The following is a 12,612-nucleotide window of genomic DNA, read 5'->3' as shown; positions in this document are numbered from 1 at the left end:
CGCTTGGAAACTGAAAAGGACACGAGGTTCCGGTGTCCATGGCCTTCAATGGCGTTTTATAGACAAGTGGCAAGCACCCGCGCAAGGTTCTGCGCGCGTGGGTCCATCAACACGTAAGGTCCAAGCGTGTTGGTCACGAAGCCGAACGCGACATCATGTTCGGGATCGGCAAACCCGATGGAGCCCCCTGCCCCCGGATGACCGAACGCCCGCGGGCCGAGGCCGTAGGTCGCATTCGGCACCTCCGGCTGGTCAAGCATGCAGCCCAGGCCGAAACGGGTCTGGGTCAACAACGTCTTATCCTCGCCGAGGCTGTGCTGGCGAGTCAGTTCGTCGAGCATTTCACCTTCCAGCAGGCTGCCATCGAGCAGTCCCGCGTAGAACCCGGCCAGGCTACGGGCATTGCCGTGGCCGTTGGCCGCCGGTTGCTGCATGCGTCGCCATTCCGGTTTGTTGGTGCTGGTCATGATCGACGGCGGATTGATAAACGCCCGGGTGGTCATGGCCGTGGGCTCGCGCATCGTCACCTGCAACAGGCGCTGGGCCGCCGCATCGCCGACGTTGCCTTTGCCACGGGCGATGTGGGCCACGCGATGAAATTCCTCGTCGGCCAGGCCCACGTGAAAATCCAGGCCCAACGGCTTGGCGACGCGGGCCACGATGGACTCCCCCGGGCCTCGCCCGTCGGCCCGGCGCAACAGCTCGCCTACCAGCCAGCCGTAAGTGATCGCGGCATAACCGTGGCCCTCGCCCGGCGTCCACCAAGGCGTTTCGGCCGCCAGGGCGTCAACCATGGTTTGCCAGTCATACAGCGCTTCGGGCGGCAATAGCTCACGCAACGCCGGAAGCCCGGCCTGATGGCAGAGCAGTTGGCGCAGGGTAATGCCAGCTTTGCCCGCCACCGCGAACTCAGGCCAATAGCGGGCCACCGGGGCGTCCAGTTGCAACTTGCCTTCGGCCACCAGTTGCAAGGCGGTGACGGCGGTGAACGTCTTGGTGCAGGAGAACAGGTTGGCGATGGTGTCGCTGTGCCAGGCTTCATGGCCATCCTTGTCGGCGGTACCGGCCCACAGGTCGATCACCGTACGGCCCCCCACCTGGATGCACAACGCCGCGCCGCGCTCCTGGGGGTCATCGAACAATGCCGCGAACGCTTCACGCACCGCTTCGAACTGAAGCTCGTAATGGCCTTGAATTTGCACCCGTAACTCCCTTGAAACAAACACTTTTAAGGTGGCTGGCATTGTTTCAGCCATTCAGGCTTTTGGGAACCGCCGCAAGACGGCTGACCGGACTGGTTCTGGCCTTTGTGGCGAGGGAGCTTGCTCCCGCTGGGGTGCGTGGTAGGAGCTGTGTAGGAGCTGCCGAGTGAAACGAGGCTGCGATCTTTCCCCAGACACTTAAATCTCAAGCGAAAGACAAAAATCAAAAGATCGCAGCCTTCGGCAGCTCCTACAGACCCCAGCGGGAGCAAGCTCCCTCGCCACAAAAGCGTCCATTTGCCACAAAAGCGCCCTTGCCACAGCAACACGTATCAGGAAATCTCCCGCCGAAACGGCGGCAATGCATTGAGGATCGCCTTGCCATAGCGCTGGGTCACCAACCTGCGGTCGAGCAAGGTGATGGTGCCGCGGTCTTCTTCGGTGCGCAGCAAGCGGCCACATGCCTGGACCAGCTTCAGCGAAGCGTCCGGCACGGAGATTTCCATGAATGGATTGCCACCGCGGGCTTCGATCCACTCGGCCAGCGCTGCCTCTACCGGATCGTCGGGAACCGAGAAGGGGATCTTGGCGATCACCACGTGCTCGCAATAGGCACCGGGCAAGTCCACGCCTTCAGCGAAGCTCGCCAGGCCGAACAACACGCTGGAATCGCCACCGTCGACTCGTGCCTTGTGCTTGTTCAGGGTTTCCTGCTTCGACAGGTTGCCCTGGATGAACACCTGCTTGCGCCAGTCACGGTCCAGGCCATCGAATACGTCCTGCATCTGCTTGCGCGAGGAAAACAGCACCAGGGTGCCCCGTGAGCCTTCCACCAATTCTGGCAGGTCGCGGATGATCGCCGCGGTATGGCCGGCCGCATCCCGTGGGTCGGCCTTGAGGTCCGGCACCCGCAGCACACCGGCGTCGGCGTGATGGAAGGGGCTTGGCACCACGGCGGTCACGGCCTTCTTCGGCAGGCCGGCGCGCATGCGGAAGCGGTCGAACGTGCCGAGGGCGGTCAGGGTGGCGGAGGTCACCAGCGCGCCGTAGGCCACGTTCCACAGGTTGCGCCGCAGCATTTCCGCCGCCAGGATCGGGCTGGCATTGACCTCGATGTCGAACAGCGAACCGCTTTCGGCCAGGGTCAGCCACCGCGCCATCGGCGGGTTGTCTTCCGGGTCTTCGGCGGTGAAGGCCGTCCACAGCTCCCAGTTGCCTTGGGAGCGGGACAGCAGGCTGCCGAACAGCGGATACCACTCCTCGGCCTGGTTACTGGCGATACCAATGTTGACCTCGCCATCCATGCCCTCCTTGAGCAGGTCGGTCAGCCGCGTGAACAGATCCGTCAGGCGCGCGAAACCTTTCTTGAGCTCGATGCCCATTTCGCGCATGTGCTCAGGAATCACCCCGCCGACAAACCGGTGGCGTGGCCGCTCGCGGCCCTCGACGTCTTCGCCGGGCTTGAAATCGGCCACTTGCTCGCACGCGGTGAACATGAACTGCTGGTTCGTCTTGATTTCCCGCGCCAGCTCCGGCACTTGCTCGATGAACTTGCCCAGGTCGCCCGGCAATGGATGCTGGGCCAAGAGCTTGGTGAGGTTCTTGGCGGTGGTTTCCAGCCAATCGGCGGTGGAGCGCAGCCGGGTGTAATGGGCGAAATGGCCGATGGCCTTGTCCGGCAGATGATGGCCTTCGTCGAACACGTAGATCGTGTCGCGCGGGTCCGGCAGCACCGCACCGCCGCCCAGGGCCAGGTCGGCCAGGACCATGTCGTGGTTGGTGACGATGACGTCGACCTTGCCCATGCCTTCCCGGGCCTTGTAGAAGGCGCACTGGCCGAAGTTCGGGCAATGGCGGTTGGTGCACTGGCTATGGTCGGTCGTCAGGCGAGACCAGTCGGCGTCTTCCAGGGCCGTGGACCAGCTGTCGCGGTCGCCGTCCCATTTATTGCCGGCCAGCTTTTCGATCATGCTGGTAAACAGCTTCTGGCTGGCTTCATCCACCTCGATCTTGAAACCTTCTTCTTCGAACAACTGGGCCGTGGCGGTCTGGGCGTGGCCTTCCTGGAGCAACATGTCGAGCTTGGACAGGCACATGTAGCGCCCGCGGCCCTTGGCCAGGGCGAACGTGAAGTTCAGCCCGCTGTTGCGCATCAGGTCGGGCAGGTCCTTGTAGACAATCTGCTCCTGCAGGGCGACGGTGGCCGTGGCGATCACCAGGCGTTTGCCAGCGGCCTTGGCAGTCGGAATCGCCGCCAGGCTGTAGGCCACGGTCTTGCCGGTACCGGTGCCGGCCTCCACCGCCACGATGGCAGGCTCGCCGCTGCGCCGGCCTTCGTCGTCGGTGTCGATGTCACCCAGGACTTTTGCCACTTCGGCAATCATCAGGCGCTGGCCATATCGCGGCTTGAGGCTCTTGGCTTCGAGAAAACGCGAATAGGCGCCCTGGATCGTGGTTTTGAGTTCGGTGCTGATCATGGATGGTCGGGCGCTAAAAACGCTGGATAAATTTTCAGTGGTTCGGATCGGCGGCTATCATACCCCGCTAATGAATCCTGCGCAGAACGGAGTAACCCAATGACACCCTTTGCCCTCGTCTACACCCTGCATTTACTGGCGGCCCTGATCTGGGTCGGCGGCATGTTCTTCGCCTGGATGATCCTGCGACCCGCCGCAATGACGGCGCTTGAGGGCCCTACCCGGCTCAAGTTATGGGTAGAAGTGTTTCAGCGTTTTTTCGTCTGGGTCTGGGTGGCGGTGGTGCTTTTGCCGATCAGCGGCGTCGGCCTGATCCATCTGCGCTTCGCCGGCTTCGAAACCGCGCCGCGTTATGTGCAGATAATGATGGGGCTGTACATAGTGATGACAGCACTGTTTATCCGCATCCAGGGCTTGCAACTGCCGGCATTGCGTAACGCCGTAACGGCGCAGGACTGGCCGGCGGGTGCCGCGGTACTGGGCAAGATTCGGCGGTTGGTGGGGATCAATTTGCTGATCGGGTTGCTGGTGGTGGCGCTTGGCGCGGCGCGGCCGATGTTCTGAAGAAATCTCCAGTTGGACACAGCACCTGTGGGAGCGAGCCTGCTCGCGATAGCGGTGTGTCAGTCATAGCAAGGTCGACTGATCCACCCCCATCGCGAGCAGGCTCGCTCCCACAGGTTAGATTCGGGGCAGGTTCAGAACCGCTGCACCGTCACCGTCCCCGCCGCTCCGGCAGGCCCGGGCTGGCCGTCGGCGCCAGGGCGACCGCTCTTGCCGCCATCCGCGGTATAGACCACGCAGCCCTTGGCCTTGCCGCCCGCCCCAGGCTTGCCGCCGTGTCCCGCCGGGCCACCGGCACCGCCATCCACCGTGACCTTGATCTGCTCGGCAGGATAGGCCCGGGGCAGTTCGAGGCGCACCTGCGCACCGGCGGCGCCCGGCTGGCCATCGCTGCCACTGCTGCCGTCGGCACCGCGACCGGCCGAGCCCCAGGTGCAACCCGGCGCCTGGCCATTGGCACCGTCGAGCCCCACGAAACCCGGTGCACCGGTGCCGCCACGGGCATCCACCGACAACAACGGCCCATTCAACACCTTGAAACGCAGGTTGAGATCGCGCCCCGGCCGCGCGGCCTTGGTGTAGGTACCCGGTGCGCCCCGTGAAGTGATCTGGCTGCCCTCGGCCAATTCAGCCCGGGCCACTTTCATTTCCAATGCCTGCTGCGCCGGCACGATGGCGATCCGCGCTTCACGCCCCAGGTGCAATTGGTCGATGGACAGTTCAGCGACATTGGACGGCACCAGCAGCGTGCCGTAATCGGCCACCTCCAGACGTTCCAGGGTCAGTGTGCTGGTGGTGTTGGGCAGGCGCATCAACGAATGGCTTTCGACCTGGAGCACCTGGGCCGAAGCCCACGGGCATACAAGTGCGGCAAGCAGACACAATTTACGCATGGGAAGCCTCTGGCGCGGTCGGGAGGGTTTGCAGATGGAAGATGCCGAACAGCAGCACTCTGAGGCGGTCACGGCCGGGGGCGGCGCGGCCACGGAAACTGGCCCGGAACAACAGCAGTTCCAGCACATGCAGCACCAGCAAAAAAGCACCGGCGAAATTGACCAGCAGATGCAGCGGATGGACGAACGGCACGACCAGATTGACCAGCACCACCAGCCAGAACAGCAGGGTCAGCAAGCGCCCCAGCCCCCAAAACACCTTCATACGCCCCCCTGATGGAGAATTATTCTTTGCGCGCACAGTAACGGCTTGCGCGCCGGATAAGCCAGAGGGCCAGGCAAATTTAATCCAACCCAAGCCCCGGCCGGCCGGATCGCCCTCCCGACGATCCGGCAGCTCTGGCCCGCTGTTCAGCGCTGGAGATGCAATTCGACCCGGCGATTCTGCGCGCGCCCTTCGTCGGTCTCATTGTCGGCCACCGGCTCGCTTTCGCCCTTGCCTTCGCTGGTGAGTTTGTCGGGGGCGAGTCCCTGGGTCAGCAAATACTCCACGACGCTACTGGCGCGACGTTCGGACAGCCCTTGGTTATAGGCATCGCTGCCGACGCTGTCGGTATGGCCCACCACCCGGATGCTGGCGACATTGGCATGGCTGAGCTTGCCCATCAGCCCATCGAGCTGGCTTCGAGCCTCTGCGGTGAGATCGGATTTGTCGAAATCGAACAGCACCTTGCCCGCGTCGTTGAGGGTAATGACCTCGCTAGCCGGCGCTTGCGGTTCGACCGGTGGCGCGCTGGCCGGGTATTGCGGCACCGGGCAACCGTGATGCTCGACCGGTGTATTGGCTGGGGTATCGGGACAACGGTCGCGGCGGTCGAACACGCCGTCATCGTCTTCATCGCCATCCTGGGCGTAGCAGATCAAGCCACCGCCCAGCAGCCCCAAGGCGGCGCCACCAGCGGCCCAACCGCTGCTTTCAATGGCCCCCAACCCGCCGCCGACGAGGCCGCCGATCAGGCTACAGATTGGCCAGGTGCGTTGATTGAGGGGTGCGCTGCCGTCGCTGTGAGTGGCGCAACCGGACAACAGACTGCTCGCCAGCAGCACCGGTAAGGCGGCCCTGATTAGAACGTTCATGGTGAAGGCTCCTGTGTCACCGGCCCATACCGGTCACACAGGAGTAAAGACCCGCATACGCAACTCTACAAGCCGCGGATGCCAAGGGTTTCAACGGTTTATCTTGATCTCCGTGCGGCGGTTCATCGCGCGGCCGTCGGCGGTCTTGTTATCGGCCACCGGCTGGCTCTCACCGGCGCCGGACACCGAGACAAAACTGGACTGCGGCACGCCGTTTTCGACCAGGTATTTCACCACCGAATCGGCTCGCCGCTGCGACAGCTTCTGGTTGTACGCATCGCTGCCAACGCTGTCGGTGTGGCCGGTGACACGCAGTTGCGCGGTGGACGTTTCCTGCTTCAGGCGGGTGGCGACCGTACTCAGTACATCCTTGTCGGCTGGGGTCAGCGTGGCTTTGTTGAACTCAAAGTGCACATCGCGGATCACGATGGTTTCTTCCTTGACCACGACCGCTTCTTCGACCACCGGCGCCGGTGCGGGCGGCGGGCAACCGTCGGCATCGACCTGCACGCCCTTCGGTGTGCCCGGGCATTTGTCACGGCTGTCCGGCACGCCATCGCCGTCTTCGTCGCCGTCGCCCTTGACCCAGCAATAAGCTGCCGCCATACCGCCAACGTACAACGCGCCGCCGCCAGCCCAGGAAGTGCTTTCTATGGCGCCCAATCCGGCGCCGATCGCTCCGCCGACGGCCGCACAGGTCGGCCAGTCGGTTTTCTGCAAACCTGCGCAACCAGTCAACACACTGGTTAGCAGAACCAGGGGTAACGCTGTCCGAACTATGCTCATCGGGTTTCTCCTTGAGGGATCGGCTTGGCGCCGATTCAGGGGAGTAAAGACCCGACTTCGAATCTGCGCCAGCCTGAGCAATCGCGGGTTTTCGCCCCGTGTTTACGACGTTTGCGCACATTCCGGGACAAACCGCTCTAGGCCATGATGTCCGGGCAGGCTATCGTGGTGGTTCTGACTGAGGAACTTCGATGACCGTTGCCATTTCTTCGCGTACGCCCCAGCAAGCCCTGGCGGCCGTGCTTGACCGTTATGCCCCCCGAACACTGCTGCTGATCGGTGCCAGCGGCTTTCCCGCACTCGAAGCCTTCCAGCAGGCCCACCCCGACACCGAAGTGGTCCACGCCGGCCCCGGCGCGCTGCCGGCGGACGTCGCGGCGCGCCGTTTTGACCTGGCCCTGGCACTCGATTGCCTGGAGCATTTGCCCAAGCGCGAGGGTCTGAACCTGCTGGGCGGCATCCGCAATCTCAACGCCAGCCGCATCGCCGTGCTGGCCGACCTCACTGCCTGCGGCTGGCAAGAGACGGACTTTTTCTCCCTGGCCCTGCAAGCCAGTGAGCGATTCCAGCGTGACGATCAGGTGCTGACCCTGTTCACCTACGATCTGCTTGAATACAAACAAGTCCCCGACTGGCTCAACTCACGTTTCTGGGCCAACCCGGAAAACTTCGGAAAATATTGGTGGTAACCGTGAACACAAGCTCCCAATCACCCATTTGCCCCTGCGGCAGTGGCAATTCACTGGACGCCTGCTGCGGCCACTACCACGACGGCCACCCGGCGCCCTGCGCCGAAGCCTTGATGCGTTCGCGCTATAGCGCCTATGTGCTGGGCCTGGTGGATTACCTGGTTGCCACCACCCTGCCCGCCCAGCAGCAAGGCCTTGATCGCCAGTCCATCAGCGAGTGGAGCGCCAACAGCACCTGGTTGGGGCTGGAGGTGGAAAGCAGCGAAGTGTTCGGCGGTAAACCGGAACACGCCTTCGTCACGTTCACGGCGCGCTGGCACGATGGCCAGGGCGAGCATAGCCACCGGGAACAGTCCTCGTTTGTGCAGAACGACGGGCGCTGGTACTTCATCGACCCGACCGTGCCGGTGAAGACGGGACGCAACGACGATTGTCCGTGCGGCAGCGGGTACAAATTCAAGAAATGCTGCGCCGGTTACTTCAACCGCTGATTTTTCGGAAACGTCCGACGCCCGTCCATCGGCCCATAGGGCTAGACTGGGGATAAACCAGAGGCACGGACATGACCCTTCCATCCTTCTTGCTGCGCGTCACCTGCCTGCTGCTGCTCTTCGGGTTCGGCGGCTGTGCCTCCTGGCGAGGTGATGAAGCCCCTGAGCCCCAGGTGCACCTGGTCAAGGTCGAGGTGATCCGGGCCCGGCTGGTGGAACAGCGGTTCATGCTGCACTTTCGCGTCGACAACCCCGGCGACAGCGACCTCACCGTTCGTGGCCTGACCTACCGTGTCCACCTGGGCGAGCTGTTGCTGACCGAAGGTGAGCATGAACACTGGTTCACCGTGCGCCCCAGGCACAGCGCCTACTTCAAGGTGCCGGTGCGCACCAACCTGTGGCCGCAAGTGCGGGAAGTGGTGAAGCTGCTGGAGAAACCCCGGGAACAGATCCCCTATCGTCTGGAAGGTGAGCTGGAAACCGGATTATTCATTGCCCACTACGTGCACCTTGAGCGCAATGGCGTGATAATCGCCGCCGATTTAATTGCGGAGTAACCCCGATGACCCAGCAACCCCACGTTCACGGCCCTGATTGCAACCACGATCACGACCATCACCACGATCATGACCACGGCCACGTCCACGGCCCGAACTGCGGCCACGCCCACCAGGAGCCAGTACGCAACGCCCTGAAGGATGTCGGTCGCAACGACCCTTGCCCGTGCGGCAATGGCAAGAAATTCAAGAAATGCCACGGAGCTTGAGGGGCAGGGCGAAGAAGTTTTTCGCCCGTTAGACCGTCATCGCGAGCAAGCTCGCTCCCACAGGGGATTTGCGGTGAGGCGATATTTAATGATCGCCGAAGAATCAATGTGGGAGCGAGCTCGCTCGCGATGAGGTCGGTACATTCACTGCATATGTATCAGCCCGCCTGCAGAATCCGCTTCACACCCACCACCGTCGCATACTCACCGTGCAAGTTGCCCAGGGACATGGCATGCACCTCGGCCGCCGAACGAGGATTGTCGAAGTAATCGGTCTTGTCGAAGGTAAAGCAGGCGTCCTCGACCACCCAAGTGTCGAACCCCAGGTTGCCGGCCGTGCGGGCCGTGGACTCCACCGAGTTGTGCGTCGCCACACCGACGATCACCAGTTGCCCGATACCGGCTTCGCGCAGGTCTTGCTCCAGGCGCGTGCCACTGAACGCATCCGGCACCTGTTTTTGCACCAGCCGTTCCCCGGCCATCGGCTCGAACCGCGGCTGGACCTCCACCCCCGACTGCCCCGGCCAGAACACCGAGTCCGGCGAACGGGACAAGTGATGAACGTGAATCACCGGCCGCGCCGTGTGTCGCCAGAAAGCCAGCAATTCCAGCATGCGCAGCTCGGCCTCGGGGTTGTTGCGCGGGCCGAGCCTGGGGTGGAGGATGCCTTTCTGTTGATCGATGAGGATCAGCGCCGCGTCGTGCCGTAGCTCCATGCCGGTTTTCTCTTGCTTGGTCATTGAATGTTCCACACTTGAGCATCACCTCTTCCAACAGGCAAGTCTTCGAGCAAAAGCGCTGACTTGTGGCGAGGGAGCTTGCTCCCGCTCGGTTGCGCAGCAACCGTAAAAACCTGCCAGCCGTTTTTTCCTGACGCACCGTGTCGAATGGTTTTGGGGCCGCTGCGCAGCCCAGCGGGAGCAAGCTCCCTCGCCACAGGTTCACAGTCGTCCTTGAGTGAACAGCAGGGCTTTCATCGCTAAATCAACAAATAACCCTCGCCCCCGCTTGCGCGCCCCCCGCCCGCTCACTAACGTAGCGCCTTTATTGGTGCCACCCCCTCCCGCAGGAGCTTTGCCATGGCCTCGCCAGCCTCTATTTCCCTCGTCCCCCGGCTCGGCGTTGCCGCCGCAGTGGCCAGTGTGCTCGGTTTGAGCGGATGCCAGACCTGGAATGCCCAGGACACTGTCCCGCCGACTTCCGGCGTGCAGCCGCTCAAGGGGCTGGCGCAGAACGTCTCGGTCCGGCGCAATGCAACAGGCATGCCGCTGATCGAAAGCAACAGCTTCCATGACGCCCTGTTCACCCTCGGCTACGTCCACGCCAGCGACCGCGTTGCCCAGATGGTCACCCTGCGCCTGCTGGCCCAGGGGCGGTTGGCAGAGATGTCCGGCGCCGAACGGCTGGACGTCGACCGCTACATGCGCGCCGTCAACCTGAAGAAAAACGCCGACGAGCTGTACAAGGCGTCTTCGCCACGGCTCAAGCGCTTCTTTGAAGTCTATGCCCGCGGCGTCAACGCCTACCTGTTCCGCTATCGTGACAAGCTGCCGACGGACCTGGCCGCCATTGGCTACAAGCCCGAATACTGGAAGCCGGAAGATTCGGCGCTGATGTTCTGCCTGCTGAATTTCAGCCAGTCAGCCAACCTGCCGGAAGAAATCGCCAGCCTCGTGCTGGCCCAGACCGTCAACAACGACAAGCTCGCCTGGCTGAGCCCATCCTATCCGGACGAGCAACTGCCCGTGACCGAGGCCGACAAGCTCCAGGGCCTGCGCCTCAACGGCCAGATCCCAGGCCTGAACGAAATCAGCAAGGCCACCGGCCAGTTGGCCGGGCTGAATCTGTTGGGCGCTGCGTCTGCAAGCAACTGGGCCATCGCGCCGCAACGCAGCCGCAGCGGCAAGAGCTTGTTGGCCAGCGACAGCCATGGGCCGCTGGGCATGCCGGGACTGTGGAGTCCCGTACAGATCCGCGCTCCCAAGTACCAGGCGGCCGGGGTTTCCGTGGCGGGCATCCCAATGATCCTGGCCGGATTCAACGGCAAGGTGGCCTGGAGCATGACCAGCGTGCTGGGAGACAACCAAGACCTGTTCCTGGAAAAAATCCGACGCCAGGGCAACAGCCTGTCCTACGAGATCAACGGCAAATGGCAGCCGGTGATCGTGCGCAACGAAACCTACTTCATCAAAGGCCAGCGACCCATTCGTGAAGCGGTGTTCGAGACCCGCCACGGCCCGTTGCTCAACAGCGCCCAGGGGCCGGCCATGGCCAGCGGCTTTGGCCTGGCCTTGCAGACACCCAGCTTCAGCGACGACAAGACCCTGGATGCCTTCTTCGACCTGTCCCGGGCACAGAACGTCGAGAAAGCCTCCGATGCCAGCCGGGAGATCCGCGCCATGGCGGTGAACCTGGTCTTTGCCGACGCCAGCCATATCGGCTGGCAAGTCACCGGTCGCTACCCGAACCGCCGCGAAGGCGAAGGCCTGTTGCCATCGCCAGGTTGGGACGGTCGCTACGATTGGGACGGTTACGCCGACCCGATGCTGCACCCCTACGATCAAGACCCGGCCCAGGGCTGGCTCGGCACCGCCAACCAACGGGTCATTCCCCATGGCTACGGCATGCAGTTGTCCAATTCCTGGGGCGCACCGGAGCGTGGCGAACGCATGGCCGAATTGGCCAGCGCGGGCAAGCACGACACCCGCAGCCTCACCGCCATGCAATACGACCAGAGCACGACGTTCGCGGCCAAGCTCAAACGCGTCTTCGAAGCCCCGGGCATGACCCAGCCGCTCAAACAGGCGATCGAAGCCTTGCCGGTGGCTGACCGGGCCAAAGCCCGCGAAGCCTATACCCGCTTGATGGCATTCGATGGCCGGCTCAGCCCGACTTCCGCCGACGCGGCGATCTATGGGCTGTTCCTGCAGGAAAGCATGAAGCAGATTTTCCTCGACGAGCTGGGCCCGGACAGCAGCGTGGCGTGGCAGGCGCTGGTCGCCAACGGCCAATTGTCCTACTCGGCCCAGGCCGATCATCTACTGGGGCGCGAAGACAGCCCATTCTGGGACGATGTGCGCACACCGCAGAAAGAAGACAAGGCCGTCATCCTCGCCCGCAGCCTGGCCGCCACCATCAGTGCCGGTGATAGCCAGTTGGGCGGTGACCACAAGGCTTGGCAGTGGGGCCAGTTGCATCGTTATACGTGGAAAAACAGCAACGGCCAGATCGTACGCGGCCCGCTGCCGGCCGGTGGAGACGGCACCACGCTCAACACGGCGGCGTTTGCCTGGGGGCAGGATTTCACCACCACCCTGGCGCCTTCCATGCGCTTTATCGTCGACTTCAGCCAGCCTGAACCGTTGATGATCCAGGACGGCACCGGCCAGTCCGGCAACCCGGTCAGCCCGCACTATGCCAATGGCATCGATCCATGGATCAAGGGGCAATACCAGAATTTGCCGCTGCAATCGCAGAACTTCGATCGAGCCTACGGCAAGACGCGGTTGACCCTGGTGCCTGGCAAGTAACTGCAACCCCGGGCCTGGAGACAGGATTTGTGGCGAGGGAGCTTGCTCCCGCTGGGCTGCGAAGCAGCCCCCTGCAT

The 12,612-nt window shown here is 63.1% G+C and carries 13 protein-coding genes; 6 read left to right on the top strand and 7 right to left on the bottom strand.

Going from position 1 to position 12,612, the window contains the following annotated elements; translation table 11 throughout:
* Positions 1-56 precede the first annotated feature (56 nt).
* Both ACLH0I_RS07145 and dinG read right to left on the bottom strand, forming a co-directional pair.
* Positions 57-1,202: a serine hydrolase domain-containing protein gene (locus ACLH0I_RS07145; RefSeq protein WP_250965797.1), complete on the bottom strand. Its 1,146-nt coding sequence runs from the start codon at positions 1,200-1,202 to the stop codon at positions 57-59.
* Positions 1,203-1,534: 332 nt separating this feature from the next.
* A complete protein-coding gene (gene dinG / locus ACLH0I_RS07140) occupies positions 1,535-3,679 on the bottom strand; it encodes an ATP-dependent DNA helicase DinG (RefSeq protein ID WP_186708434.1) in 2,145 nt (714 codons plus the stop codon).
* Between the two features lie 99 nt (positions 3,680-3,778).
* Here dinG and ACLH0I_RS07135 point away from each other — a divergent pair, with 99 nt between their 5' ends.
* Positions 3,779-4,243 carry a CopD family protein gene (locus tag ACLH0I_RS07135; RefSeq protein ID WP_411386665.1) on the top strand — a complete coding sequence of 155 codons (465 nt, stop codon included), beginning with the start codon at positions 3,779-3,781 and terminating at the stop codon, positions 4,241-4,243.
* Between the two features lie 134 nt (positions 4,244-4,377).
* On the opposite strand, the gene ACLH0I_RS07130 is transcribed toward ACLH0I_RS07135, so the two are convergent.
* From ACLH0I_RS07130 to ACLH0I_RS07115, 4 genes are all read right to left on the bottom strand, one after another.
* Entirely contained in the window at positions 4,378-5,136 is a 759-nt protein-coding gene (locus ACLH0I_RS07130) for a collagen-like protein (RefSeq protein ID WP_250965794.1), read from the bottom strand.
* On the bottom strand, positions 5,129-5,401 hold the full coding sequence (locus ACLH0I_RS07125; RefSeq protein WP_186708429.1) for a DUF1145 domain-containing protein: 273 nt from the start codon (positions 5,399-5,401) through the stop codon (positions 5,129-5,131). The genes ACLH0I_RS07130 and ACLH0I_RS07125 overlap by 8 nt, the downstream gene beginning before the upstream one ends.
* 146 nt (positions 5,402-5,547) lie before the next feature.
* The gene (locus ACLH0I_RS07120; RefSeq protein WP_411386664.1) at positions 5,548-6,273 is read right to left on the bottom strand and encodes an OmpA family protein; all 726 of its coding nucleotides are present in this window, start codon (positions 6,271-6,273) and stop codon (positions 5,548-5,550) included.
* 90 nt (positions 6,274-6,363) lie between these two features.
* Positions 6,364-7,059, bottom strand: coding sequence for an OmpA family protein (locus tag ACLH0I_RS07115; protein ID WP_411386663.1), 696 nt, complete (start codon positions 7,057-7,059; stop codon positions 6,364-6,366).
* Positions 7,060-7,250: 191 nt separating this feature from the next.
* On the opposite strand from ACLH0I_RS07115, the gene ACLH0I_RS07110 reads away from it, so the two are divergent.
* The 4 genes from ACLH0I_RS07110 (at position 7,251) to ACLH0I_RS07095 (ending at position 9,005) form a co-directional block, all read left to right on the top strand.
* The gene (locus ACLH0I_RS07110; protein WP_250965792.1) at positions 7,251-7,748 is read left to right on the top strand and encodes a DUF6231 family protein; all 498 of its coding nucleotides are present in this window, start codon (positions 7,251-7,253) and stop codon (positions 7,746-7,748) included.
* Positions 7,749-7,750: 2 nt separating this feature from the next.
* Positions 7,751-8,239 carry a YchJ family protein gene (locus tag ACLH0I_RS07105; RefSeq protein ID WP_186708421.1) on the top strand — a complete coding sequence of 163 codons (489 nt, stop codon included), beginning with the start codon at positions 7,751-7,753 and terminating at the stop codon, positions 8,237-8,239.
* A gap of 71 nt (positions 8,240-8,310) precedes the next feature.
* Positions 8,311-8,796, top strand: coding sequence for an LEA type 2 family protein (locus ACLH0I_RS07100; RefSeq protein WP_411386662.1), 486 nt, complete (start codon positions 8,311-8,313; stop codon positions 8,794-8,796).
* A gap of 5 nt (positions 8,797-8,801) precedes the next feature.
* Positions 8,802-9,005 carry an SEC-C metal-binding domain-containing protein gene (locus ACLH0I_RS07095; protein ID WP_003198420.1) on the top strand — a complete coding sequence of 68 codons (204 nt, stop codon included), beginning with the start codon at positions 8,802-8,804 and terminating at the stop codon, positions 9,003-9,005.
* A 158-nt stretch (positions 9,006-9,163) separates the two neighbouring features.
* Here ACLH0I_RS07095 and ACLH0I_RS07090 read toward each other — a convergent pair whose 3' ends face one another.
* Positions 9,164-9,721 carry a cysteine hydrolase family protein gene (locus tag ACLH0I_RS07090; protein ID WP_411387470.1) on the bottom strand — a complete coding sequence of 186 codons (558 nt, stop codon included), beginning with the start codon at positions 9,719-9,721 and terminating at the stop codon, positions 9,164-9,166.
* Positions 9,722-10,084: 363 nt separating this feature from the next.
* Here ACLH0I_RS07090 and ACLH0I_RS07085 point away from each other — a divergent pair, with 363 nt between their 5' ends.
* A complete protein-coding gene (locus tag ACLH0I_RS07085; RefSeq protein ID WP_411386661.1) occupies positions 10,085-12,535 on the top strand; it encodes a penicillin acylase family protein in 2,451 nt (816 codons plus the stop codon).
* Positions 12,536-12,612 lie beyond the last annotated feature (77 nt).

This window comes from Pseudomonas sp. MPB03, assembly GCF_046605385.1.
Classification (GTDB): Bacteria; Pseudomonadota; Gammaproteobacteria; order Pseudomonadales; family Pseudomonadaceae; genus Aquipseudomonas; species Aquipseudomonas zanjanensis.
The sequence above is the reverse complement of the archived record's forward strand: the minus strand, read 5'-3'. Positions and strand labels throughout refer to the sequence as shown.